This is a genomic window from Mumia zhuanghuii, assembly GCF_042681565.1.
Classification (GTDB): Bacteria; Actinomycetota; Actinomycetes; order Propionibacteriales; family Nocardioidaceae; genus Mumia.
This window is the reverse complement of sequence record NZ_JBHUFT010000006.1, coordinates 185,414-209,006: the sequence shown is the minus strand read 5'-3', so window position 1 is coordinate 209,006 and position 23,593 is coordinate 185,414. Positions and strand designations below refer to the sequence as shown.

The 23,593-nt window shown below is 70.7% G+C and carries 22 protein-coding genes; 13 read left to right on the top strand and 9 right to left on the bottom strand.

Annotated features, from left to right (window positions below; translation table 11 throughout):
* The 3 genes from ACFSDF_RS08250 to ACFSDF_RS08240 all read left to right on the top strand — a co-directional run.
* Positions 1-407: GIY-YIG nuclease family protein (locus tag ACFSDF_RS08250; RefSeq protein ID WP_377157045.1), on the top strand; the 407-nt coding region annotated here is incomplete at its 5' end.
* A gap of 180 nt (positions 408-587) precedes the next feature.
* Positions 588-2,144 (top strand): glutamine-hydrolyzing GMP synthase, encoded by a 1,557-nt coding sequence (gene guaA, locus ACFSDF_RS08245; RefSeq protein ID WP_167007102.1) that lies wholly within the window; start codon positions 588-590, stop codon positions 2,142-2,144.
* 3 nt (positions 2,145-2,147) lie between these two features.
* Positions 2,148-2,666, top strand: coding sequence for a DinB family protein (locus ACFSDF_RS08240; RefSeq protein WP_167005510.1), 519 nt, complete (start codon positions 2,148-2,150; stop codon positions 2,664-2,666).
* Between the two features lie 6 nt (positions 2,667-2,672).
* On the opposite strand, the gene ACFSDF_RS08235 is transcribed toward ACFSDF_RS08240, so the two are convergent.
* The 4 genes from ACFSDF_RS08235 to nhaA form a co-directional block, all read right to left on the bottom strand.
* Positions 2,673-3,905: an RNA polymerase sigma factor gene (locus ACFSDF_RS08235; RefSeq protein WP_377157043.1), complete on the bottom strand. Its 1,233-nt coding sequence runs from the start codon at positions 3,903-3,905 to the stop codon at positions 2,673-2,675.
* Positions 3,906-3,915: 10 nt separating this feature from the next.
* Positions 3,916-4,260, bottom strand: a complete 345-nt coding sequence (locus tag ACFSDF_RS08230; RefSeq protein WP_167005504.1) for a YciI family protein — start codon at positions 4,258-4,260, stop codon at positions 3,916-3,918.
* 82 nt (positions 4,261-4,342) lie between these two features.
* Positions 4,343-5,443, bottom strand: coding sequence for a GNAT family N-acetyltransferase (locus ACFSDF_RS08225; protein ID WP_167251655.1), 1,101 nt, complete (start codon positions 5,441-5,443; stop codon positions 4,343-4,345).
* A 59-nt stretch (positions 5,444-5,502) separates the two neighbouring features.
* Positions 5,503-6,804, bottom strand: coding sequence for a Na+/H+ antiporter NhaA (gene nhaA / locus ACFSDF_RS08220; protein ID WP_167251656.1), 1,302 nt, complete (start codon positions 6,802-6,804; stop codon positions 5,503-5,505).
* A gap of 135 nt (positions 6,805-6,939) precedes the next feature.
* Between nhaA and ACFSDF_RS08215 the strand changes: the two genes are divergently transcribed.
* The 5 genes from ACFSDF_RS08215 (at position 6,940) to ACFSDF_RS08195 (ending at position 11,921) form a co-directional block, all read left to right on the top strand.
* Complete coding sequence (locus tag ACFSDF_RS08215) at positions 6,940-7,461, top strand: VOC family protein (RefSeq protein ID WP_167005495.1); 522 nt, start codon at positions 6,940-6,942, stop codon at positions 7,459-7,461.
* Positions 7,462-7,606: 145 nt separating this feature from the next.
* Complete coding sequence (locus ACFSDF_RS08210; protein ID WP_167005492.1) at positions 7,607-9,271, top strand: ABC transporter ATP-binding protein; 1,665 nt, start codon at positions 7,607-7,609, stop codon at positions 9,269-9,271.
* On the top strand, positions 9,264-11,012 hold the full coding sequence (locus ACFSDF_RS08205; protein ID WP_167005489.1) for an ABC transporter ATP-binding protein: 1,749 nt from the start codon (positions 9,264-9,266) through the stop codon (positions 11,010-11,012). Before ACFSDF_RS08210 ends, ACFSDF_RS08205 begins: the two co-directional genes overlap by 8 nt.
* Positions 11,013-11,046: 34 nt before the next feature.
* The gene (locus ACFSDF_RS08200) at positions 11,047-11,433 is read left to right on the top strand and encodes a nuclear transport factor 2 family protein (protein ID WP_377157039.1); all 387 of its coding nucleotides are present in this window, start codon (positions 11,047-11,049) and stop codon (positions 11,431-11,433) included.
* Positions 11,434-11,480: 47 nt separating this feature from the next.
* The gene (locus ACFSDF_RS08195; RefSeq protein ID WP_167007099.1) at positions 11,481-11,921 is read left to right on the top strand and encodes an Lrp/AsnC family transcriptional regulator; all 441 of its coding nucleotides are present in this window, start codon (positions 11,481-11,483) and stop codon (positions 11,919-11,921) included.
* A gap of 30 nt (positions 11,922-11,951) precedes the next feature.
* On the opposite strand, the gene ACFSDF_RS08190 is transcribed toward ACFSDF_RS08195, so the two are convergent.
* The 3 genes from ACFSDF_RS08190 to ACFSDF_RS08180 are packed head-to-tail and all read right to left on the bottom strand — an operon-like array spanning position 11,952 to position 13,881.
* Positions 11,952-12,146 carry a PspC domain-containing protein gene (locus tag ACFSDF_RS08190; protein WP_167005483.1) on the bottom strand — a complete coding sequence of 65 codons (195 nt, stop codon included), beginning with the start codon at positions 12,144-12,146 and terminating at the stop codon, positions 11,952-11,954.
* Positions 12,143-12,499, bottom strand: a complete 357-nt coding sequence (locus ACFSDF_RS08185) for a hypothetical protein (RefSeq protein WP_167005480.1) — start codon at positions 12,497-12,499, stop codon at positions 12,143-12,145. The genes ACFSDF_RS08190 and ACFSDF_RS08185 overlap by 4 nt, the downstream gene beginning before the upstream one ends.
* Positions 12,496-13,881, bottom strand: a complete 1,386-nt coding sequence (locus tag ACFSDF_RS08180) for a PspC domain-containing protein (RefSeq protein WP_167251657.1) — start codon at positions 13,879-13,881, stop codon at positions 12,496-12,498. The genes ACFSDF_RS08185 and ACFSDF_RS08180 overlap by 4 nt, the downstream gene beginning before the upstream one ends.
* A 148-nt stretch (positions 13,882-14,029) precedes the next feature.
* Between ACFSDF_RS08180 and ACFSDF_RS08175 the strand changes: the two genes are divergently transcribed.
* The 4 genes from ACFSDF_RS08175 (at position 14,030) to ACFSDF_RS08160 (ending at position 19,506) form a co-directional block, all read left to right on the top strand.
* Positions 14,030-15,310 carry an ATP-binding protein gene (locus tag ACFSDF_RS08175; RefSeq protein WP_167007096.1) on the top strand — a complete coding sequence of 427 codons (1,281 nt, stop codon included), beginning with the start codon at positions 14,030-14,032 and terminating at the stop codon, positions 15,308-15,310.
* 80 nt (positions 15,311-15,390) lie between these two features.
* Complete coding sequence (locus tag ACFSDF_RS08170) at positions 15,391-15,993, top strand: LuxR C-terminal-related transcriptional regulator (protein WP_377157051.1); 603 nt, start codon at positions 15,391-15,393, stop codon at positions 15,991-15,993.
* A gap of 99 nt (positions 15,994-16,092) precedes the next feature.
* Positions 16,093-17,430: a protealysin inhibitor emfourin gene (locus tag ACFSDF_RS08165; protein WP_167005471.1), complete on the top strand. Its 1,338-nt coding sequence runs from the start codon at positions 16,093-16,095 to the stop codon at positions 17,428-17,430.
* Positions 17,431-17,448: 18 nt separating this feature from the next.
* Positions 17,449-19,506, top strand: a complete 2,058-nt coding sequence (locus ACFSDF_RS08160) for a heavy metal translocating P-type ATPase (RefSeq protein ID WP_167005468.1) — start codon at positions 17,449-17,451, stop codon at positions 19,504-19,506.
* A 73-nt stretch (positions 19,507-19,579) separates the two neighbouring features.
* On the opposite strand, the gene ACFSDF_RS08155 is transcribed toward ACFSDF_RS08160, so the two are convergent.
* Together ACFSDF_RS08155 and ACFSDF_RS08150 are read right to left on the bottom strand one after the other, a co-directional pair.
* The gene (locus tag ACFSDF_RS08155; protein ID WP_167005465.1) at positions 19,580-20,863 is read right to left on the bottom strand and encodes a fatty acid desaturase family protein; all 1,284 of its coding nucleotides are present in this window, start codon (positions 20,861-20,863) and stop codon (positions 19,580-19,582) included.
* A gap of 53 nt (positions 20,864-20,916) precedes the next feature.
* Positions 20,917-22,008, bottom strand: a complete 1,092-nt coding sequence (locus ACFSDF_RS08150) for a ferredoxin reductase (RefSeq protein WP_377157035.1) — start codon at positions 22,006-22,008, stop codon at positions 20,917-20,919.
* A gap of 150 nt (positions 22,009-22,158) precedes the next feature.
* Here ACFSDF_RS08150 and zwf point away from each other — a divergent pair, with 150 nt between their 5' ends.
* The gene (zwf, locus tag ACFSDF_RS08145) at positions 22,159-23,589 is read left to right on the top strand and encodes a glucose-6-phosphate dehydrogenase (RefSeq protein ID WP_167005463.1); all 1,431 of its coding nucleotides are present in this window, start codon (positions 22,159-22,161) and stop codon (positions 23,587-23,589) included.
* The last annotated feature ends 4 nt before the right edge of the window (positions 23,590-23,593 follow it).

The window sequence follows — 23,593 nt, the reverse complement described above, 5'->3', positions numbered from 1 at the left end:
TGTCGAAACCGCGTGCCGCCCGTTGGTTGAGCTTGTCGAAACCGCGCCGCCCGTTGGTTGAGCCTGTCGAAACCTGTGGACAGCCGCGTCCTCGCCTCGGCGATCACCGACATCCTTTACAGATGGCGTGGACCTACATCCTCAAATGCGCCGACGGGAGCTACTACGTCGGTAGCGCCCGCGACCTCGAACGGCGTCTGAAGCAGCACCAAGACGGCGACGGTGCGGCACACACCAGGCGCCGCCGGCCAGTAGAACTTGTGTATGCCATGGAGTTCGAACGAGTCGACGAGGCCTTTGCCTGGGAGAAGCGCGTCCAGGGCTGGTCACGTGCGAAGCGGGAGGCTCTGATCCGCGGCGATTTCGCGGCTCTGCCACAGCTCTCGCGTAATCGGCAGGACGAGTGAGCGGGTTTCGACAGGCTCAACCAGCGGGCTCGTGGGTTTCGACAGGCTCAACCAGCAGGCTCGTGGGTTTCGACAGGCTCAACCAGCGGGCTCGTGGGTTTCGACAGGCTCAACCAGCGGCTTGCGGGCGCGGCCGGACGGGCGGTGCGCGGCTCTCGGTAGGATCGAGGAGTGACCGAGATTCCTGACCACGACCTGGTCCTCGTCGTCGACTTCGGTGCCCAGTACGCGCAGCTCATCGCGCGCCGCGTCCGCGAGGCGAAGGTCTACTCCGAGATCGTGCCGCACACCATGCCGGTCGAGGAGATGCTCGCCAAGAACCCGAAGGCAGTGATCCTGTCCGGGGGCCCGTCGTCGGTCTACGAGGTCGGCGCACCGCGGCTCGATCCGGCGCTGTTCGCGCAGGGCACGCCCGTCTTCGGCATCTGCTACGGCTTCCAGGCCATGGCGCAAACGCTCGGTGGCACGGTCGCCAGCACGGGCCAGCGCGAGTACGGCCGTACCGACGTCGCCGTAGGCGAGCCCGGCGTCCTGCTGGCCGGCGTGCCGGACACGCTGCGGGCCTGGATGTCGCACGGCGACGAGGTCACCCTCGCACCCGAGGGCTTCACCGTCACCGCGTCCTCGCCTCGCGCGACGGTCGCGGCGTTCGAGGATGTCGAGCGGGGGCTGGCCGGAGTGCAGTGGCACCCCGAGGTCCTGCACAGCGAGCACGGCCAGCAGGTCCTGGAACGCTTCCTCGTGGAGATCGCCGGATGCCGCCAGACGTGGACGATGGTCAACATCGTCGACGAGCAGGTCGAGCGCATCCGCGAGACCGTCGGCGACGCGCGTGTCATCTGCGCACTGTCCGGCGGTGTCGACTCCTCCGTCGCCGCCGCGCTGGTCCAGCGCGCGATCGGCGAGCAGCTGACCTGCGTCTTCGTCGACCACGGCCTGCTCCGCAAGGGCGAGCGCGACCAGGTGGTGCGCGACTACGTGGCGGCCACCGACGTCAACCTCAAGGTCGTCGACGCACGCGAGCAGTTCCTCGGGCACCTCGCCGGCGTCACCGACCCGGAGGAGAAGCGCAAGATCATCGGCCGCGAGTTCATCCGGACCTTCGAGGCCGCCGAGCGCGAGATCCTCCAGACGCCCGGCACACCGGTCAAGTTCCTCGTCCAGGGCACCCTCTATCCCGACGTCGTCGAGTCCGGCGGCGGCGAGGGCGCGGCCAACATCAAGAGCCACCACAACGTCGGCGGCCTCCCTGAGGACCTCGAGTTCAGCCTGATCGAGCCGCTGCGGACGCTGTTCAAGGACGAGGTCCGTCAGGTCGGCGAGCAGCTCGGCCTGCCGGCGGCGATGGTCTGGCGCCACCCGTTCCCGGGCCCCGGGCTCGCGATCCGCATCGTGGGCGCGGTCGACGAGGAGCGCCTCGAGATCGTCCGCGAGGCCGACGCGATCGCCCGCGAGGAGCTGACGGCAGCGGGTCTGGACCGCGACGTCTGGCAGTTCCCCGTGGTGCTGCTCGGCGACGTCCGCTCGGTCGGCGTCCAGGGCGACGGCCGGACGTACGGTCACCCCGTCGTGCTGCGTCCGGTCAGCAGCGAGGACGCGATGACCGCCGACTGGAGCCGCCTTCCGTACGAGCTCCTCGAGCGCATCTCCACCCGCATCACCAACGAGGTCAACGAGGTCAACCGGGTCGTCCTCGACGTCACGAGCAAGCCGCCCGGCACGATCGAGTGGGAGTGAGTCGTGGCCTTCGTCCCGGACACCAAGGACTGGACCTGGACCACGCGTGAGGTCTGCCCCGAGTGCGGGTTCGACCCCGCGAGCGTCGTCCCCACCAAGGTCGGAGCGCGAGTCCGGGCGAACGCGGCGCTGTGGCCGGACGTCCTCGCACGCGAGGACGTCGCCGTACGACCGGACGACAGCACATGGTCGCCGTTGGAGTACGCCTGCCACGTCCGCGACGTGCAGACGATCTACCGGTTCCGACTGGGCCTCATGCTCGACGACGACGATCCGCTCTACCCCAACTGGGACCAGGACGCCACGGCCGTCGAGTCGCGGTACGGCGAGCAGGATCCGGCTGCCGTCGCTCACGAGCTGGCACACGAGGCGGCGCTGACCGCTGACGCGTTCGACGCCGTGGGGGACGGGCAGTGGGCCCGTACGGGCCGCCGTACGGACGGAGCGTCTTTCACGGTGACCACGTTCGCGACGTACTACCTGCACGACATCGAGCACCACGCGTACGACGTCGACGCCTGAGGCCGGTCACGCCCCGAGCGCGTCCAGCCGTCCCTTGAGGAAGCGGCGCTGCGCGTCGTCGCCGGTGACGGCGATCGCCTGCCGGTACGCGGCGGCCGCGTCGTCCATGTGCCCGAGATCGGCGAGCAGCCGCGCTCGTACGGCCGGGAGGTAGGCGTAGTCGCGCATGCCCGGCGCGTCCGCGACGGCGTCGACCTCGCCGAGGGCCACCTCAGGTCCGTCGACGTACGACAGCGCGACCGCACGGTTGAGCCGGACGACAGGGGTCGGCCACACCTCGAGCAGCCGGTCGTACAGGCGGAGCAGGGCAGGCCAGTCCGTGGTCTCGACGCTCGCCGCCTCGACGTGCACTCCGGCGATCGCCGCCTGCAGCGCGTACCGGCCCGCTCGCCCGTCCCGCGCGACGGCCCGCTCGATGGCGCGGCTGGTCGCCTCCCGCCCGGCGGCGATCCGCCGGACGTCCCACGCGCCGCGGTCCTGGCCGTCGAGGAGGACGACTTCCGCCCCGCGCCGTGCGGCGGTACGGGCCTGGGTGAAGAGCACGAGCCCGAGCAGGCCGAGCACCTCCGGCTCTTCGGGGAAGATCTCGGCGAGGCTCGTCGACAGCGCCCCGGCCGACTCCTCGAGCGCGTCGGTCTCGGGACCGCGTGGGCGTTCGTGGGCCGCCGTCGCCACGAGGTGCACGACCTCGAGCACCGTGTCGAGCCGGGCGGGGAGGTCGGCGCCAGCCGGCACCACGTACCGGATCCCGGCCGTGGTGATCTTGCGCTTGGCGCGGGTGAGGCGGGCCGCCGCGGTCGCTGGCTTCAGCAGGAGCAGCCCGGCCGCCGTCGGGGTCGGCAACCCGCAGACCACGCGCAACGTGAGGAGCACACGGTCGGCCTCGGCGAGCGCCGGGTGGCAGCAGGTGAAGACGAGGCGGAGCAGATCGTCGTTCCAGCCCGATGCGGCGTCGTCGTGGCGGGCGTCCTCACGCAGGGCGAGCTCGGGCACCCGGTCGCGGAACGCGCTCACCCTGCGGTGCAGGTCGATCGCGTGGTTGCGGGCGGTACGCACCAGCCACGCGACCGCGTACTCCGGCGGGCCGTCCGCCGACCAGGCGCGCAGCGCACGCTCGAACGCCTGCTGCGCGCAGTCCTCGGCGGTGTCGAGGTCGCCGGCCGTACGGACGGTCGCCGCGACGACGCGCCCCCAGTGCTCCCGGTGGAGGTTTGCGAGGACGTCCGCGACGTCGCTCATCCGGCCTCGCTCAGACGGCCAGGATCGGTCGGACCTCGACGACCTGGGACGGGGCCTGCTTGGCCAACGCGAGCGCGGCGTCGAGCCCGTCGCACTCGATGACGTAGTAGCCGCCGAAGGCCTCCTTGGACTCGACGAACGGGCCGTCCGTCACGACGGGGTCGGGCCCCGGACGCACGGTGGTCGCTGTCGAGGTCGGTTGGAGTGCCTCGCCGCCGTGGTCGATCGCCCCTGCGGCTTCGATGGCCTTGCTGAACCGGTCGTGCGCGGCCATCAGGCGGTCCCACTCCTCAGGGGACGCATCGACCCAGCTGGCCTCGTCGTCGAACAGGATGAAGAGATAGCGCTCGCTCATCGGTGTCTCCTTCGCTCCGACCCCGCGTGTCGGGGCCTTCACATGGACAACGAACAGCATCTCCCCAGATCGACACCAGGCGCTAGGCGGCGCCGAGCCGCCGCTGCCACTGGGCCGCCACACTCGCCGGCCGGTAGCCCAGGTCGACGTTGATGGCGAGCATGTGTGCGTTCTCCTGCGCGTTCCAGGTGTGGATGCGCCGTGCCTCCGGGCGTACGGAGGCGAGGGTGCCCATCAGCGCGGTCTTGACGAGCATCCCGAGCCGGTGGCCGCGGTGCTCGTCGAGCACGAGAGTGTCGGCCTGGATGACCGACTCCGGCCGGGAGTCTGTGTACTCGACGACCGAGTAGCCCGCGAGCGAACCTGTTGGCCGATGCTCGACCGCGCCGATGACAGCGACCCGCCCGCTCGCACGGCGACGGGAAGCCGCGTCGCGTAGACGTGCGACGTCCCAGACGTCCTCTGCATGGTCCATGCCGCCGGTGGGGGCCGCCGTCGTCATCCGCGTCATGAGGATCGCGTACTGCTCCTCCCACTCCTCGGGCAGCTCGTCGACCCAGACGTGCGTGCGGTAGTCCGCACCCGCTGCGCTCGACGCCTCGCCGGCGAGGGCGGCGAGGTGGTCGGGGTCGAGCGGGAGGTCGAGCGTCGACTGCCGCTCGACCTGCTCCAGCGCGAACCCTTGGGCGAGCGCGAAGCGGGCGTACGCATCGGCCGGGACGGCGCCCGCTCCCGACGGGGCGTGCAGCGCCTCGGCGTCGGGCTGCGGCGACCGTGAGTGTGAGGTGTCCGCCTGGACGATCCGGCGGGCGGTGGCGCGGATCTCGGCCTCGAGGTGCGCCGCGAGGGCGGTTCCGATGCCCTGCCCGCGCCATCGCGGCTCGACGCCGACGTCGACGACCGCGACGTTGGTGTCACCGACCTGGGGCAGGCGGAGCGAGGCGTGCCCGACGACCGACTCCGGCGTCTGGGAGTCGTCGACGACGGCGACCCAGCGGTCGAGCGGGCGGTAGACGCGGTCGCTGATCATCTCGGCGCTGAGGGCGAGGTCGGGCACGAGGTCGGCATGTCCGCGGATCTCGCGATCGATCTCCTCACGCACCCGTACGACGCCCGCGAGCGACCATGCATCCGGGGACGTGAGGGAGGTAGGCAGGGGTACGGGGAGGATCGTGGGAGGCATCGACCGAGTCTGGTTCGCGGTCGTCGGGTGGGTCAACCGCTTAACGGGCCGTCGCGGCTCTAGGCCTCGTCGCGCTGCTGGTAGACGTCCGGGACCCCGTCATGGTCGGTGTCGCGGGTCTCCTCCTCGTACAGGCGCCGGTAGCGGCGGTTGCGCAGCCGCAGGAGCACGGTGGCGAGCAGCGCGGCAACCACGGAACCCTCGAGCACGCCGATCTTGACGTACGCGTCGCGGGTCGACGCGAGTCCGTACGCGAGGTCGCCGATGAGCAGCGAGACGGTGAAGCCGATGCCACCGAGCATCCCGACGCCGACGACGTCGATCCACCCGAGGCTCGGGTCGAGGCGTGCGTGGGTGAAGCGCGCCATGAGCCAGGTCGAGCCGAAGATCCCGACCGTCTTGCCGACGACCAGGCCGAGGACGATCCCGTACGTGACGGTGCTGCGGTTGGCCTCGACGAGCCCGCTGATGCCTCCGACGTCGACGCCGGCAGCGAAGAACGCGAAGATCGGTACGGCGATGCCGGCCGAGATCGGGCGCCACAGGTGCTCGAAGTGCTCCGCAAGCCCAGGGCCTGCCTCGGGGCCACCGGCGGCCTGGCTGCGCAGGACGGGGACCATGAACCCCAGGACGACGCCGGCGATCGTGGCGTGTACGCCCGAGGCGTGGACGAAGGCCCAGGCGAGCACCGCGAGGGGGATCAGGATCCAGCCCGAGTGGACCCGCCGCTGGACCAGCACGGCGAAGACGGCGATCGGGACGACTGCCGCGGCGAGCCACCCGATCGCGAGGTGGTCGGTGTAGAAGAACGCGATGACGATGATCGCCAGCAGGTCGTCGACGATTGCGAGGGTCAGCAGGAACGTCCGCAGGGCGGTCGGCAGGAACGAGCCGAGGACGGCGAGAACCGCGAGCGCGAAGGCGATGTCGGTCGCGGTGGGGATCGCCCATCCGCGCAGCGCGCCGTCGCCGGTGCCGAGGTTGACGGCGACGAACACCAGCGCCGGGACCACCATGCCGCCGACGGCGGCGACAATCGGGATGGCTGCGCGACGCGGGTCGCGCAGGTCGCCCGCCACCAGCTCGCGCTTGAGCTCGAGCCCGGCGACGAAGAAGAAGATCGCGAGCAGCCCGTCGGCAGCCCACGCCCCGAGGGTGAGGTCGAGGTGCAGCGACTCCGGGCCGATCCGGGTGTCGCGGAGGGTCGCGTACGCGTCGCCGAGGCCGCTGTTCGCGAGCACGATCGCGAGGGCTGCGGCTCCGATCAGGAGGAAGCCGCCGACGGTCTCCTGGCGCAGCAGGGCGGCGATGCGTGAGGTCTCGGGCCACGAGCCTCGGCCGAGGACGGTGTTCTGGGGCACGGTGCTCCTTCTTTGGGGTCGTCAGAACCACGCCGACCAGACTTCCCGGCACACCAGCGGCCAGTCTAACGGTCCGCGTCGGGCGGTGTGGGCCTGTGAGGCATAATGAATGAACGTTCAACTAAGGAGTTCGTCATGCCCGTCACGCGCCTCAACCATGCTGTCCTCTACGTCCGCGACGTGGCGCGCTCGGAGCGCTTCTACTCCGATGTGCTCGGCTTCACGAAGGTCATGGGGTTGCCGGGGGCCGCGTTCCTCCAGGCTTCGGGCAGCTCCAACGACCACGACCTCGGCCTCTTCCAGATCGGCCCGGCGGCGGGGCCGTCGGGAGCGGGCCGTACGACCGTCGGGCTCTACCACCTCGCGTGGGAGGTCGACACGCTCGACGAGCTCGAGACCGTCATGGCGAGGCTGGCCAACGCCGACGCGCTCGTCGGTGCGAGCGACCACGGCACGACCAAGGCGCTGTACGGCGCGGATCCCGACGGGATCGAGTTCGAGGTCAGCTGGCTCGTCCCCGCGGCACTGATCACCCCTGAGGTGCGCGCCGCACGGGTGCGGATCCTTCCGCTCGACCTCGCCCTCGAGAAAGAGCGGTACGGCGCGCAGACCGCCGGCGGCATCGGTGTCAGCTGGCCCGCGCCCGTCGCCGGATGAGTCGCCGCGCCGTGGTGGAGATCCCTGTCACAGGCGCGGGATATTCGGTCGCTCTTGTCAGAACCGCTGCCTAGGGTTGATCGTTGTGAAGAACCTCCCGCTCGCCGACCCTGGCACCCCAGACATTCGTTCGGCGACGCGGTACATGACGTGGATTCTTCGGGTGCAGGGCTGGACCCTCGTCGGCGCGATCACCTTCGGCATCGCCTGGATGGTGGCCCAGGCGTCCGTCCCTGCGGTGATCGGGGCGGCCATCGACACGGTCGTCGACGTGGGTGCCGGACGCGCACTGGTCCTGTGGTCGGCGCTGCTTCTCGTCATCGGCGCCGTCCAGGCGTTCTCGGGCATCATGCGCCACCGCTACGCCGTCCAGATGTGGCTCGACACCGCCTACCGGACCGTCCAGCTCGTCAGCACGCACACCGGCCGCCTCGGCTCCGAGCTCAACCGCAGGGTCGCGCACGGCGAGGTCGTGAGCGTCGGAGCGACGGACATCGCCAACCTCGGCAACTTCGTCGACGTGATGGGCCGGTTCATCGGCTCGATCGTCGCCTACCTCGTGGTCGCGGTGATCCTGCTGCAGAGCTCGCTGACCCTGGGGCTGGTCGTGCTGATCGGCGTGCCGCTGCTCATGGGCGTGACGGGCCCGCTGCTGCGCCACCTCAACCGCCGCAACCAGCAGGCGCGAGCCCTGCAGGGGGAGCTCAACACCCTCGCCAGCGACATCGTCGCGGGGCTGCGCGTCCTGCGCGGCATCGGCGGCGAGGCGATGTTCGACCGCCGCTACCGCGCGGCCTCGCAGGACGTCCGCCACGCCGGTGTCCGGGTCGCGCGAGTCCAGTCGGTGCTCGACGCCTTCCAGGTGCTGCTGCCAGGCGCCTTCGTCGTCCTCGTCGTCTGGCTCGGTGCGCGGTTTGCCGCGACCGGTCAGATCAGCGCCGGTGACCTCATCGCCTTCTACGGGTACGCCACATTCCTCATGCTCCCGCTGCGGACGTTCACCGAAGCGGCCAACAAGCTGATCCGCGGTCACGTCTCAGCACGTCACGTGATCCGCATCCTGCGCATCCAGCCGAGCGTGAGCGACCCCGCCGACCCGGTCAGCCCGCCCGACGGCGACCTGGTCGACGTCCGCTCGGGCTTCGTCGGTCGCAAGGGCGTGCTCACCGCCGTCGTCAGCGATGACCCGCGCGACGCGGTGGCGCTGGCCGACCGCCTCGGGGGCTATGTCGAGCCAGGCGGCGACGTCGACGTCGTCTCGTACGGCGGCGTGCCGCTCGGTGCGCTCGCCCGCGACGAGCTGCGTCGCCGGATCGTCGTCAACGACACCGGTGCCGCGCTCTTCAGCGGCCCGCTGCGCAGCGCTCTCGACGCCCGGCGCACGGCGACCGGCGACGAGATCGCCCGCGCGGTCACCACGGCGTCCGCCGACGACATCCTCGACGGGCTCCCGGAGGGACTCGACTCCGAGCTCGCCGAGCGTGGTCGCTCCTTGTCCGGGGGGCAACGGCAACGCGTCGTGCTCGCGCGCGCCCTGCTGACCGAGGCTGACGTGCTGGTCCTCGTCGAGCCGACGTCGGCTGTCGACTCCCACACCGAGGCGCGTGTCGCTGCGCGTCTGCGCAGGCACCGTGCCGGCCGTACCACGGTCGTCGTGTCGAGCAGCCCGCTCGTCCTCGACGTCGCAGACGAGGTCGCGTTCCTGTCGGCCGGCCGCGTCGTCGCGACCGGCGACCACCACCAGCTCATGACCACCGACCGGGCGTACCGCCAGGTCGTGACCCGAGAGGAGGCCGAGGACGTTGCATGACGCCCTGCCCATCGCCGGCACCCGCCTGCTTCGCTCGTACCTCCGCCAGCTCGGCCGCGACCACCGCCGTGACCTCGTCGGCATCATGCTCCTTCACGGCGCCGCTGCCGGTGCCGGTCTCGTCGTGCCCTGGCTGGTCGGTGACCTCGTCGAGGCCGCGACCGAGGGGCGCGGCGGCTACGGCACGATCGACCGCATCGCGCTGTTCGTCGCGGTGTGCCTGGTCGCGCAGACGATCCTGACCCGGTACGCCAGGCTGCGGTCGTCGGTCTTCGGCGAGACCGTGCTGGCGCGGCTGCGCGAGGACTTCGTCGACGAGGCACTGACCCTGCCGATCGGCGTCGTGGAAAGCGCGGGGACCGGCGACCTCCTGACCCGTACCTCGCGCGATGTCGACACGCTGGGCTGGGCGGTGCGCTTCGCCGTGCCGGAGACCGTGGTCGCGCTCGTCACCGCCGTGTGCACCGTCGTCGCGGCGGTGCTCGTCGGTGGATGGGTCCTCGTCCCCCTCGTGCTGGGCGTGCCGGTGCTGTGGGCCGCCACCCGCTGGTACCTCAAGCGTGCACGCGACGGTTACATCCGCGAGCACGCCTCGTACTCGCGGATCAATGCGACGCTGGCCGAGACGGTGGAGGGTGCCCGGACGGTCGAGGCGCTCGGGCTCGGCGACCAGCGCCGCGCTCGCATCGACGAGGACATCGCGGAGTCGTTCGCTGCGGAGTCGTACACCCGCAACCTGCGGACGGTGTTCTTCCCCGCCGTCGAGATGGGCTACTTCGTGCCCGTCGTCGCGACGCTCCTGCTCGGCGGCGTGCTGCTCGACCGTGGGACCATCTCGTTGGCCGAGCTCACCGCCGCGGTGCTGTACGTCCGGTTCCTCGTCGATCCCGTCGACCGGATCCTCAACTGGATGGACACCCTTCAGGTCGGTGCCACCTCGCTCGCGCGCCTGCTCGGTGTCTCAGAGGTGCCCGACGACCGGGAACCGACCGGTCGTACCCCCGAAGGCGAGGACATCGAGCTCGACGACGTGCGGTTCTCGTACGTCGCGGGTCGCGAGGTCCTGCACGGGGTGGACCTCGAGCTTGCCGCGGGGGAGCGCCTCGCGGTCGTCGGCCCGTCCGGCGCCGGGAAGTCGACGATCGGGCGTCTCATCGCGGGCATCCAGGGTCCGACCACCGGGGCCGTCACGGTCGGCGGCGTCGGAGTCACCGAGCTCGAGCTCGACGACCTGCGGCGCAGAGTCGCGCTGCTGACGCAGGAGCACCACGTCTTCGTCGGGACGCTGCGCGACAACCTGCAACTCGCGCTCGAGGAGTCCGGGACCGCCGCCGACGGCCAGCTCTGGGCTGCGCTCGACGCGGTCGACGCCCGCGAGTGGGTGGAGCACCTCCCGCACGGTCTCGACACGGTCGTCGGCTCGGGAGGCCACCGCCTCACCGACGCGCAGGCGCAGCACCTCGCGCTGGCGCGGGTGGTGCTCACCGACCCGCACACGCTGGTGCTCGATGAGGCGACGTCCCTCATCGACCCGCGGGCCGCGCGTGCCCTTGAGCGGTCGCTCAGCGCGGTCCTCGAGGGGCGGACGGTCGTGGCGATCGCGCACCGCCTCTACACCGCGCACGACGCGGACCGGGTCGCGGTCGTCGAGGACGGCGAGATCAGCGAGCTCGGGAGCCACGACGAGCTGGTCGCGCGCGGTGGGTCGTACGCGGCGCTGTGGAAGTCCTGGCAGAGCTGAGCGACGTGTCAGTGCCGTCGGGCACGCTGGGCCTATGGATGCCGTACAGGTCGTGACAGCGCTCGAGACCCGCATGCAGGCCCGCGACTGGGACGCAGTCGCGGCGCTCGTGCACCCCGAGGCGGTGATCGAGTGGCCCCGGACGGGGGAGACGTTCCTCGGTCCCGCGTACGTCGCGATGAACCGTGACTACCCCGAGGGCTGGTCGATCACCGTGCGTGACGTCGTCGGTGCCGGCGACAGGGCCGCCACCGACCTGGAGGTGACGCAGGAGGGAGTCGACGGCGTGTACGTCGCGGCCGGGTTCTGGACGGTCCGCGACGGGCAGGTCGTCGCGGCCCGCGAGTACTGGTCCGGACCCAACCTCGACGAGGCACCTGAGTGGCGCGCGCCGTACACGTCGGAGGGCGAGCGGCTCTAGGCTTGCTCGCACGTCGTCAGACGTGAGGCGAGGAGGGGGTCGTGCCGATGGACGCGGTCGACCGGGAGATCATCGGGCACCTGATGCGCGACGGGCGAGCAACGTTCTCCGAGATCGGTGCCGGTGTCGGGCTGTCGGCTCCGGCGGTCAAGCGCCGGGTCGACCGGATGCGTGCGAGCGGCCAGATCACCGGCTTCACGACCCTCATCGACCCCGCGGCCCTCGGGTGGACGACCGAGGCGTACGTCGAGATCTACTACGACGGCAACGTGTCGGCCGGCGAGCTCAAACGCAGCCTCGAGCCGATCCCGCAGGTCGTCGGCGCGTGGACCGTCGCCGGCAACCCTGACGCGATCGTGCACGTGATGGCGACGAACATGGCCGAGATCGAGCAGGTCGTCGAGCGGATGCGCGAGCATGCCCGGGTCGAGCGCACGCGGAGCGCGATCGTGATGTCGCGCCTGTTCGAACGTCCGCGTTCACGCTGACCCGGGCACTGCCTGCCTTCCCGAGCGGCGTCAGACGTCCTTGGGCATCAGGAGCCAGGCGACGAGGTAGACGATGATCATCGAGCCGAGCCCGAGCACGGTCAAGACCACGAAGGCCAGCCGGACGACCGTCGGGTCGACGCCGAGGTAGCGCGCGATGCCGCCGCACACCCCCGCGATCCACTGGTCGCTGCTGGTGCGTACGAGCTTCTTGGAGCGGGTCATCGCTTGTCGTCTCCTTCGTCGGAGGGCCCGGTGAGGTCCTCGAGGGTGAGAGTGCGGGTGTCATTGGCGGGGCTTGCGTCGGTGGGGCTTGCGTCGTCAGGGGTGGCGTCGAGCGTGGTGTCGGCCGACGGAGAGACCGCCGTGCGCTGCTCGCGGTTGCGACGGCTCGTCTGGCGCGCCGCGATGAACGTCGCGACGAGCCCCGCCACGCCGAGCAGGACCAGCAGCAGCGGGCCGGCGATCGCGATCGAGACCAGGTCCCAGCCGGCGTACCACATCCCCCACACCGCACCGGCGACGGCGACGAACGTGAGGCTGACCAGGGTCAGCGCGTCGAGCGGATGGCGCTTCATGAGCGGATCACCTCCACCATCCCGATGCGGACGTCGATCTCGAGGTCCAGGTCGGGACGGTCCGTGTTGTCGTGCATGGTGAGCTGGGTGCTGAGGCCGCCCCGTTCGGCACCGAGCGCGGAGATTGCGCCGACACCGACGGAGGAGTCGATCCCGACGTCGAGAGTCGGGGGGACGTACACGCGGACGTTGCCCACGCCGACCTCGATCTCGATGTTCTTCCCGTCGAGCGCCGCCGGGTCTGTGACGCCGGTGAGGTCGACGATCACCTCGCCGAAGCCGATCCCGTACGCGTCCCGGACGGCGGCGGCACTCGTCGGTGTCGCTTCGATGCGGCCGGCGTCCCAGCGTGGCACGGCGACCGACACCGCGAGCACCGCCACGGTGGCGAGCGCAGGGAAGATCAGCGGCCGGGCGTTGCCGAGCACGGTGCCGACGAGCATGCCCGCCGCGAGCGTCGCCAGGGCGACGGCGACGTACACCGAGGTGTGCAGGTCCCCCTGCGTCGCGATGATGGTGACGCCGGTCGCGACGAGCGTCAGCGAGAGCGTGAGGATCGTCAGCAGCCCGCCGTCGTGGCGAGGGTTCGGGCGCTTCGGCGGCTTCGGTGCGGGAGGCGGCGGCCGGTGCGGTGGTGCGGGTGGCCGCGGGAGAGCGGGTGGCACCGGGGCGTACGAGCGGGCGGGCGCGCCGTGTGCGGCGGGCGCCTGCGGGTGTGGGGAAGCGGCTGCGTACGGCGGAGGTGCCTGCCCGTACGGAGGTGCTGCCCCGTACGGAGGTGCCTGCCCGTACGGAGATGCTGCCCCGTACGGAGGTGCTGCCCCGTACGGTGGCGCCGGCGGCTGCGGCCCAGGTCCGTACGGCGGGACGGGGGGCCGCGGCGCGCTGTGACGCCGGCTGCGCTCCTGGTACTCGCGGAACGCGACCCACGCGACGACCACCACCGCCGCGATCCAGATCGGGCCGAGCGGCCACCCCCATCCCCACGTCCACGTGAGGGCGACCAGCGCAGCCGCGCCGAGGCCGACCAACCGGATCTGCGGCTCGTTGTCTCCCAGACCCAGCCAGCGCTTCAGATAGCTCTCACCCGTCCGCTCGTCGGGCAGCAGGATCCACGCGGCACCGTAGGCGAGCAGACCGCCGAACCCGACGATCGTCAGCACAGCGAAGACGATGCGCGGGATGATCGGGTCGATGCCGAGGTAGCGCCCGATCCCCGCGCACACACCGGCGACGACCCGGCCGTCCTCGGTGCGGCGGATGTCGGTGAGTGCGCCGGAGCTCGGGGGGCGCGGGTCACCCGGCGGGGGTGTCTGGCCCCCGCTGTCGGCGGAGGCGCCTCCCGCGGCGGGAGCGCCGAGGGGTGGGGTCGTGTCGTCCATGTGTCCATCCTGCTGCGCGTCGTCCCTCCGCAGTATGGGTGAAACCCCTGATCCGTACCGGGCCGGCCGCCCGCCGGGCCAGGGTCCGGCAGGGGTCGATCCGGCTGGTCCGCAGCACCGCCAGCGTGTGACGATCGGTAGCGTGACGATGACTGCGACGCCGGTGCGCCGGCTCTACCGCTCCCCGAGCCCGCGCGTGCTCGGCGGGGTCGCGCAGGGACTCGCCGACCATCTCGGTGTCCCTGTGCTGTGGGTGCGCCTCGCGTTCGTCCTGACGACCCTCTTCCAGCTCGCCGGGGTCCTCGCGTACGCGGCGTTCTGGGTCTTCGTCCCGCTCGGCGGCGCTGAGGGCTCGCCCGGTCTCGCCAGCGCGACGCGGCGCGGGCTGCGCAGCGACGAGGAGGACGAGGCGCAGTCCAACCGCAGCACGCTGCAGACCGCCGCCCTCGTCGTGCTGGGCGTCGGGATGGTCTTCATCGTCGTCGGCAGCGATCGCGTGGGGAGCCTGCTCTTCCCCGCCGTCCTGGCGATCACCGGCTTCGCCCTGATCTGGCGCCAGGCCGACGACCGGTCGCTGCGCCGCTGGGTCCGGGAGACGTCGGGATGGCAGGCGGTCCTGAGGACCGCCGCGGGCACGCTGCTGGTCCTCATCGCGTACGGCGTCTTCGTCGCCCAGCTCGGGGGCGGGCTGGAGTCCGCGGCTCAGCTGCTGGGCGCGCTCGTGGTGGCTGTCGCGGGAGCGGGCCTGCTTCTCGGGCCGTGGATCGTCCGCCTCCTCGCGACGCTGGGAGAGGAGCGGCGTGAGCGGGTGCGGTCGCAGGAGCGTGCCGACGTCGCCGCTCACCTGCACGACTCGGTGCTCCAGACCCTCGCGCTGCTCCAGAAGAACGCGAACGACCCGGCACAGGTCGCGACGCTGGCCCGACGGCAGGAGCGCGAGCTGCGCGACTGGCTGTACGGGGAGCCTGCCGACGACGGCACGACGCTCCGCAAGGGTCTGGTGGCCGACGCGACCGAGATCGAGACGGCATACCGGATCCCGATCGAGGTGGTGGGCGTCGGCGATGCCGAGCCCGACCCCGACGTCGACGCGCTGCGTGCCGCCGCCCGCGAGGCGATGACCAACGCCGTCAAGCACTCGGGCGCGGACCGCATCGACGTCTACGTCGAGGTGAGCGGGACGGCGGCGGAGGTGTTTGTCCGTGACCGCGGCCACGGCTTTGACCCGGCCCAGGTGCCCGAGGACCGGCTGGGGATCCGTCGCTCGCTGGTCGCGAGGATGGAGCGGCACGGTGGGACCGCCGTCGTACGCTCAAGCCCGGGGGACGGCACTGAGGTGCGGCTGGCGCTGCCCCTCGTACGCGACCGGTCGCCGAACGGCGGACGTGACGGTGCGCCCGAGGGCGCGGACGGAGGAGCAGACACGTGAGCAGCACCCCGAGTCAGACCGGTGGTACGGGCGCGGCAGGCGGGCGTGACCTGACGGTCCTGCTCGTCGACGACCACGCGATGTTCAGGACCGGCGTGCGCGCCGAGCTCGGCAGCGCGGTGCGGATCGTCGCGGAGGCCGGTGACGTCGACGAGGCGATCGCCGCGGTCGAGACGTCCCAGCCCGCGGTCGTGCTCCTCGACGTGCATCTTCCGGGCGGTGGAGGAGCGGAGGTCCTCCGACGCGTGGCGACGCGTCACCCGGAGACGAAGTTCCTCGCGCTGTCGGTCAGTGACGCTGCCGAGGACGTGATCGGCGTGATCCGGGCCGGTGCGCGCGGCTACGTCACCAAGAACATCACCGGTGACGAGCTGATCGACGCGATCCGGCGGGTCGCGGGCGGCGACGCGGTGTTCTCCCCACGGCTGGCCGGATTCGTGCTGGACGCGTTCGCCGGGACGATCGAGGTCGCGCAGGTCGACTCCGATCTTGACCGGCTCACCGAGCGCGAGCGCGAGGTGATGCGTCTGATCGCGCGCGGCTACGCCTACAAGGAGGTCGCGAAGGAGCTGTTCATCTCGGTGAAGACCGTCGAGACCCACGTGTCGTCCGTGCTGCGCAAGCTCCAGCTGTCGAGCCGTCACGAGTTGACGCGATGGGCGAACGACCGTCGCCTGATCTGAGGGGTCTCGACAGGCTCGACCGGCGGCGGGGCGGCTCGACCGGCGGCGGGGCGGCTCGACCGGCTCGCCGGTGTCGGTGGCGCGCGGTACGACTGGGGGATGAGCTGCACCTTCGTCCCGCCCTACCTGCTCGCCCACATCGCCGAGGCGACCGGCCGCGTCGACGTGTCCCGGTGCTGTGCGCAGACGCGTGCGCTCGACGCCGACCTTCGCGAGCGCCGCCGTACCGCGTCCGTGACCGACCTCGACGTGCCGGTCGACGCCGACGGCACCAAGACGATCTTCACCGCCGCGGGCACGACCCGGCTCCCGGGCGACAAAGCGCGCGGCGACGACGAGCCGCCGACCGGCGACCTCGCGGTCGACGAGGCGTACGACAACACCGGCGTCATCCACACGTTGTTCGCCACGCAGTTCGGGCGGGACGGCATCGACGGCGCCGGCAGTCCGGTCACGGTGACGGTCCACTACGGCCAGCGCTACGACAACGCCTTCTGGGACGGACAGCAGCTCGTCTTCGGCGACGGCGACGGCGAGGTGTTCGAGCGGTTCACCAAACCGCCCGACGTGCTCTTCCACGAGTTCGTCCACGGCGTCACGCAGTTCACCGCCGACCTCGTCTATGCCGACCAGTCGGGGGCGCTGAACGAGTCCATGTCCGACTGCTTCGCAGCGCTGGCCAAGCAGCAGGCGCTCGGGCAGAGCGCGGAGCAGGCCGACTGGCTGATCGGGGAGGGATTGTTCGTCGCGGGCATCGACGCCGTCGCGCTGCGATCGATGCGCGAGCCGGGGACGGCGTACGACGACCCGCTGCTCGGCAAGGACCCGCAGGTCGGGTCGATGCGGGACTACGTCGAGACCCAGGCTGACAACGGGGGAGTCCATATCAACTCGGGCATCCCCAACCGCGCGTTCGCGCTGGCGGCGCTCGCCCTCGGCGGCAACAGCTGGGAGGTGCCCGGACAGATCTGGTACGCGGCGCTGAGCGGCGGTTCGGTGGGTTCGCGGACCGGCTTTGCGGGGTTCGGGTCAGCCACGGTCGAGGCGGCCGAGCGGTTGTTCGGTGCGCGCGAGGCGCAGCTGGTCCGCGAGGCGTGGGCTGAGGTGGGGGTGGTGCCGGGCGTGGATGCCCCATCGCGGGAGCCGGCCGGGTTCCCGACGGGCACGGTGCGGGTCCAGCGGTCCGGTGGGTTCGCCGGCCTGGTGCGCGAGGGCGTCCTCGACCTCGACGACGGCGAGGTCGGGGCCGAGGTTGCCGCCCTGCTCGGCCGTACGGACCTCGCGTCTATCAGTGACGTGCGGGCCGATCCGGACCGGTTTATCTACACGTTCGCGTACGGCGACGAGGAGGTCACGGTGCCCGAGGTCGCCTTGACGCCCGAGCTGTCGCGGGTCGCCTCTCTCGTCCTCGGCGAGGGCTTGCCTTATACCCCCTAGGGGTATACCTTCGAGATCATGACCACTCACGACCACCACACGCACGAGACGGTGCCCGCCCACGACGGGCACGGCGGGCACGGGCACGCGCACGGCGGGCACGGTGACCACGTGGCCCAGTTCCGGCGGCTCTTCTGGATCATGCTGGGTCTCGCCGTCCCTGTGGTGCTCTGCTCGGCGATGTTCGCCGCGATCATCGGCTACGACCTCCCAGGCGCCAGCTGGGTCGAGTGGGTCTCGCCGGTGCTCGGCACCGTCATGTACGTGTGGGGCGGCAGGCCGTTCCTGACCGGCGCCGTCAGCGAGATCCGGTCGCGTCAGCCCGGGATGATGCTGCTCATCGGGCTCGCGATCACCGTCGCCTTCGTGTCGTCCTGGGGCGCGAGCCTCGGGCTCCTCCATCACGAGCTCGACTTCTGGTGGGAGCTCGCGCTGCTGATCGTGATCATGCTGCTCGGTCACTGGATCGAGATGCGGTCGCTGGCTCAGACCACCTCGGCGCTGGACTCGCTCGCGGCGCTGCTGCCCGACGAGGCGGAGCGGGTGGAGGGCGACGAGGTGGTGACGGTCGCGCCGTCCGCCCTGCAGGTCGGTGACCTCGTCGTCGTCCGCCCCGGCGCGAGCGTGCCGGCTGACGGGGTCGTGACGGAGGGGGCCGCCGACGTCGACGAGTCGATGGTGACGGGCGAGTCGCGTCCGGTGCGTCGTACGGTCGGAGACGGCGTCGTCGCCGGGACGGTCGCGACGGACTCGGGTCTTCGGGTCCGCGTGAGCGCGGTCGGGGACGACACCGCGCTGGCAGGCATCCAGCGGCTGGTCGCCGACGCGCAGAGCTCGTCGTCACGGGCCCAGCGGATCGCCGACACCGCCGCCGCGTGGCTGTTCTGGTTCGCGCTCGGCTCTGCGGCGATCACAGCGGTGGTGTGGTCGCTCATCGGGCAGCCCGACGAGGCCGTGATCCGCACCATCACGGTGCTCGTGATCGCGTGCCCCCACGCCCTCGGCCTCGCGATCCCGCTGGTCGTCTCGATCGCGACCGAGCGCGCCGCCCGCGGCGGGGTGCTCGTGAAGGACCGGCTGGCCCTGGAGAGCATGCGGACGGTCGACACCGTGCTGTTCGACAAGACCGGCACCCTGACCAAGGGGGAGCCTGCCGTCAGCGCCGTCGAGCCTGCGGCGGGGGAGGACGCTGATCGCGTGCTCGCGCTCGCGGCTGCGGCCGAGTCCGATAGCGAGCACCCGCTGGCCAAGGCGATCGTGGAGGCCGCACGGCAACGTGGGTTGACGGTGCCTGAGGCCTCGGGGTTCTCGTCGTCACCGGCGGTCGGCGTCTCGGCGACCGTCGACGGCCACCGCGTCCAGGTGGGCGGGCCGGCGCTCCTCGCGCAGGAGCACGCCAACGAGCTCCCGGTCGCCGACACGTGGCGTGCCGAGGGCGCGATCATCCTCCACGTGGTCGTCGACGGCCGGCCGGCAGGGGCGTTGTCGCTCGCCGACGAGGTGCGCCAGGAGTCGCGTGAGGCCGTCGACGCGCTCCACCGGCTCGGTGTGCAGGTCGTGATGATCACCGGTGACGCCGAAGCGGTCGCGCGCGCGGTCGGTGACGAGCTCGGCATCGACCGTGTCTTCGCCGGAGTGCGCCCGGAGGACAAGGCCGCGTCGGTCGCGTCGCTGCAGGACGAGGGTCGCAAGGTCGCGATGGTCGGCGACGGCGTCAACGATGCGCCGGCACTCGCGCAGGCCGACGTCGGCATCGCGATCGGTGCCGGCACGGACGTCGCGATCGCGTCGGCCGGGGTGATCCTGGCCAGCGACGACCCGCGTTCGGTGCTGTCGGTGCGCGAGCTGTCACGCGCCAGCTATCGCAAGATGAAGCAGAACCTCTGGTGGGCCGCGGGCTACAACCTGATCTCCGTCCCGCTCGCGGCGGGCGTGCTCGCGCCGGTCGGGTTCGTGCTCCCGATGTCGGTGGGAGCGATCCTCATGTCGGCGTCCACGGTCATCGTCGCGCTCAACGCTCAGACGCTGCGCCGGCTCGACCTCAGCCCGGAGGCCTCCGTACGCGCTGTCCGCTGACGAACGATGAGGGGTTCCGCCCAGCCAGTGGGCGGAACCCCTCCTCATCGGTCAAGCGATGCGGGCAGGAACCTCAGGCGTTCGCCATCGCCTCGCGGGCAGCCTTCTCGGCCTCACGCTTCTCGCGGCGAAGTGCCTTCGACTCCGGAGAGTTGCCGACCTTGTACGGGTCGGACGGCTTCTTGCCGAGCGCGGCCAGCTGGATCGCGACGCTGCCGATCTGCTTCGAGAGGCGGCCGGTGTTGTAGCGCAGCCCGTACTTCTCGACCAGACGGTGCACGTCCTTCGCGACCTCCGGGTAGCGGCGGGCCGGGATGTCGGGGAAGAGATGGTGCTCGATCTGGTACGACAGGTTGCCCGTCAGCACGTGGAAGACCGGGGTGCCGGTGATGTTGGCCGAGCCCAGGAGCTGGCGCAGGTACCACTGGCCGCGGGTCTCGTTGAGCGCGTCTTCCTCCCTGAAGGTCTCGACCTCCGCGGGGAAGTGGCCGCAGAAGATGATGATGAACGTCCAGATGTTGCGGATGATGTTGGCGACGACGTTGCCGCCCAGGACCGCGAGCGGCACCCACCACGAGGTGAACGGCACCAGCGCGACCGAGGCCAGCGGGAACGCGACGTAGTCCTTGACGACCTGGCGGCGGACCTTCTGCCAGGCGCGCTTCTTACGGGCCTTGAACTCGGACTTGCTCATGCGTCCGCCGAGGTACTCGTCCAGCTCGATGCCGTGGTACATCACACCCCACTCGAAGAAGAGCATCAGCATGGTCGCCAGCGGCAGGTTGAAGCGGTGGCTCGGGTACCACGGCTGCTCCTCGTCGATCCGGAACATGTTGTAGCCGATGTCCCGGTCCATGCCGTGGATGTTCGTGTACGTGTGGTGGATGTAGTTGTGGCCGTGCTTCCAGTCCTCAGCGGGCGCCACGTTGTCCCACTCATACTTCTTGCCGTCGACGACCGGATCGTTCATCCAGTCGTACTGGCCGTGCATCACGTTGTGCCCGATCTCCATGTTCTCGAGGATCTTGGAGATGCCGAGGCAGAGGATTCCGACGACGAACACCGGCGGGAAGAACGGCATGAAGATGCCGATCCGGCCGAGCACGTCGAAGATCCGCTGAGCCTTCATGACGCGCCGGATGTAGTTGGCGTCCTTCTGGCCGAGGTCGTCGAGGACCCGCTGGCGGACCGTATCGAGCTCCTGGCCGAACTCCTCGAGCTGCTCGTACGTCATGAGGTCGAGGCCGATCGTCGCGCGCGTGGTGGTGTCCTCGCCAACGAGCGGGACGGGCGCCTTGTTGTGGTTCGACGCGCTGAGCGGCTCGATCGGCGCGTGCTTCTTGCGGTAGTGGGACATGCTCTCCTCCGGTGATTGAGCTTGTTCGTCCTGAGCCTGTCGAAGGGTCGAAATCAGAGGGCGACGTTGACGTCGCCGACAGGGACTTGGACGCAGATCTTGATGGTCTCGTCGGTGCTGGCCGTGATCTCGCCGCTGATGACGTGGCGTACGGCGCCGTGGTTCTTCTTGAGGGCGCAGGTGTTGCAGACGCCCATGCGGCAGCCGTACGCGGGTTTCAGTCCCGCGGCTTCCGCCTGCTCGAGGATGGTCGTGCCGGAGTTGTCGGCGGCGATGCCGGAGTCCTCGAAGGTGAGGGTGCCGGTGGCGTCGGCGGCGTCGAGGTCGACGGTGGGGACCTTGAAGTACTCCATCCGCAGCTGGTCGGCGGCGTCCAGCTCGTCGTACGCGTCGCGAACCGTGGCGATGAGGCCGGCCGGGCCGCAGACGTACGACAGCGTGCTCGCGGCGTCGACGCCGAGGTGCTTGAGGTGCTCGACGGTGAAGCGGCCGGCGAGCTCGGCACCCTCGACGGGCTCGCGCGTGTAGATGCGGACGACCGTCGCGAAGTCGAGCGAGGCGTCGAGCTCGTCGAGCTCGTCGGAGAACATCTCGTCGTCCCGGCTGCGGGCGTAGTGCAAGAACGTGACCCGGCCGCGATGGCCGGTGTCGCGCAGGGTGCGCAGCATCGACATCACCGGCGTGATGCCGCTGCCGCCGGACAGGAGCAGCAGGTCGTCGGGGACGCTGTCGGGGAGGACGAAGTCGCCGTCGGCCTGCGAGAGGTGGACGAGCGTGCGCGGGCAGAGCTCGTGGTGGAGGTACTGGGAGACGTAGCCGTCGGGGTGCGCCTTCACCGAGACGCTGAAGAGGCCGTCCTTGCGCTGTGTCGAGCTCGACACCGAGAACACCCGGACGCGGCGCTTGCCGTCGACCTCCACGCCGAACTCGACGTGCTGCCCGGGCTTGAAACCCCGCCACGAGCCATTGGGCCGCAGCACGACCGTGCTCGCGACACCGGTCTCGCGGATCACCTCGACGACGCGAGCGCGCACGTGGTGGACGGCCAGCATGGGGTGCACCTGGTCGAGGTAGTGGTCGACCGTGTGCGGGGAGGTGAAGGCGGCGACCGGTCGCGAGGCGAGTGCCTTGCGGACGATTCCCATGAACGCTCCGTACGGGTTGAGTGAACGTCTGTGCACCCACAACCTACGCAACCGTAGGTTGTGGGTGCAAGGCGGCACGACTGTGAGCCAGATCACTGTGCCGTCAGGCTCGCCCCACCACCGGCGTCCTGTCGCACTACGCTGAACCGCATGGAGTCGCAGCCGTACGTCATCGTGCTCTTCGGGGCGACCGGCGACCTCGCACGCCGCAAGCTGCTCCCGGGGCTGCTCCACCTCTGGCAGGCTGGCCTGCTCCCGAACGCGCGGATCGTCGGCACCTCTCTCGACGAGATGGACCTCGACAAGTTCCGTACGCTCGCCCGTGACGCCGTCGATGAGTTCAGCAAGCCCTCGCCGACGGATGAGGCGTGGGCCGACTTCGCGGCCCTGCTGCGCTGGGCGCCCGGCGACGGTGGCGCGGACACGCTCGCGACGGTCGTCCACCGGGCGGAGGCCGAGGTCGGAGGGCAGCCGCAGCTCCTGCACTACCTGAGCGTGCCTCCCAAGGCGGCGCTGGCGGTCGTCCACGAGATCGACGAGGCGGGCCTGGCGGCACGCTCGCGGATCATCATGGAGAAGCCGTTCGGCACCGACCTGGCGTCGGCGCGTCGTCTCAACGCCGCCCTGCACGAGGTGTTCCGCGAGGACCAGATCTTCCGCATCGACCACTTCCTAGGCAAGGAAGCGGCGCAGAACATCCTCGCCTTCCGCTTCGCCAACGGACTCTTCGAGCCCATCTGGAACCGCAACCACATCGACCACGTCCAGATCGACGTGCCCGAGACCCTCGGCCTGGGCGGGCGCATCGGCTTCTACGAGCAGACGGGCGCCTACAAGGACATGGTCGTCACGCACCTCTTCCAGGTGCTGGGCTTCGTCGCGATGGAGCCGCCGACCGCGCTCGCCCCTTACGCGATCACGGAGGAGAAGAACAAAGTCTTCCGTTCGATGCTGCCGATCGAGCCCGCCGACGTCGTCCGCGGTCAGTACGCCGGTTACCGCGAGGAGCCCGACGTCTTCGACGACTCCGACACCGAGACGTTCATCGCGCTGCGCTGCTGGATCGACAACTGGCGGTGGGCCGGCGTGCCGTTCTACCTCCGTACGGGCAAGAAGCTCGCCGAGGGCGCGCGGATCATCTCGATCGCGTTCCGCGAGCCGCCGAAGAGCATGTTCCCCGAGGGGTCGGGCGTCGGCGCGCAGGGCCCGGACCACCTGACGTTCGACCTCGCTGATCGTGCCCGGCTGTCGCTGTCGTTCTACGGCAAGAAGCCCGGGCACGGGATGCGCATGGACAAGTACTCGATGCAGTTCTCGTTCCACGAGGATCCGGGCGCGGTGTCGGCGCTCGAGGCGTACGAGCGGCTGATCTACGACGCGATGCGCGGCGACCACACGCTGTTCACCACCGCCGACGGCATTGAGCGGCTGTGGGGCCTCTCGCAGCAGCTGCTCGACCACCCGCCGCCCGTACGGGTCTATCCGGCCGGGTCCTGGGGACCGAACGCGATCCACCAGCTGATCGCGCCGCACGCGTGGCGGTTGCCGTTCGAGCGGCCCTGGCGGGAGAAGAAGGTCTAACGGC

Coding starts and splice junctions, on each gene's coding strand:
- ACFSDF_RS08230 (WP_167005504.1), bottom strand. CDS start 4,260: ATGAGCGAGCGCTATCTCTTCATCCTGTTCGACGACGAGGCCAGCTGG.
- ACFSDF_RS08165 (WP_167005471.1), top strand. CDS start 16,093: ATGAGCTGCACCTTCGTCCCGCCCTACCTGCTCGCCCACATCGCCGAG.
- ACFSDF_RS08160 (WP_167005468.1), top strand. CDS start 17,449: ATGACCACTCACGACCACCACACGCACGAGACGGTGCCCGCCCACGAC.
- ACFSDF_RS08190 (WP_167005483.1), bottom strand. CDS start 12,146: ATGACCCGCTCCAAGAAGCTCGTACGCACCAGCAGCGACCAGTGGATC.
- ACFSDF_RS08235 (WP_377157043.1), bottom strand. CDS start 3,905: ATGAGCGACGTCGCGGACGTCCTCGCAAACCTCCACCGGGAGCACTGG.
- ACFSDF_RS08175 (WP_167007096.1), top strand. CDS start 14,030: ATGACTGCGACGCCGGTGCGCCGGCTCTACCGCTCCCCGAGCCCGCGC.
- ACFSDF_RS08180 (WP_167251657.1), bottom strand. CDS start 13,881: ATGGACGACACGACCCCACCCCTCGGCGCTCCCGCCGCGGGAGGCGCC.
- ACFSDF_RS08150 (WP_377157035.1), bottom strand. CDS start 22,008: ATGGGAATCGTCCGCAAGGCACTCGCCTCGCGACCGGTCGCCGCCTTC.
- ACFSDF_RS08185 (WP_167005480.1), bottom strand. CDS start 12,499: ATGAAGCGCCATCCGCTCGACGCGCTGACCCTGGTCAGCCTCACGTTC.
- ACFSDF_RS08225 (WP_167251655.1), bottom strand. CDS start 5,443: ATGCCTCCCACGATCCTCCCCGTACCCCTGCCTACCTCCCTCACGTCC.
- ACFSDF_RS08210 (WP_167005492.1), top strand. CDS start 7,607: ATGACGTGGATTCTTCGGGTGCAGGGCTGGACCCTCGTCGGCGCGATC.
- ACFSDF_RS08200 (WP_377157039.1), top strand. CDS start 11,047: ATGGATGCCGTACAGGTCGTGACAGCGCTCGAGACCCGCATGCAGGCC.
- ACFSDF_RS08195 (WP_167007099.1), top strand. CDS start 11,481: ATGGACGCGGTCGACCGGGAGATCATCGGGCACCTGATGCGCGACGGG.
- ACFSDF_RS08155 (WP_167005465.1), bottom strand. CDS start 20,863: ATGTCCCACTACCGCAAGAAGCACGCGCCGATCGAGCCGCTCAGCGCG.
- ACFSDF_RS08215 (WP_167005495.1), top strand. CDS start 6,940: ATGCCCGTCACGCGCCTCAACCATGCTGTCCTCTACGTCCGCGACGTG.
- ACFSDF_RS08170 (WP_377157051.1), top strand. CDS start 15,391: ATGTTCAGGACCGGCGTGCGCGCCGAGCTCGGCAGCGCGGTGCGGATC.
- zwf (WP_167005463.1), top strand. CDS start 22,159: ATGGAGTCGCAGCCGTACGTCATCGTGCTCTTCGGGGCGACCGGCGAC.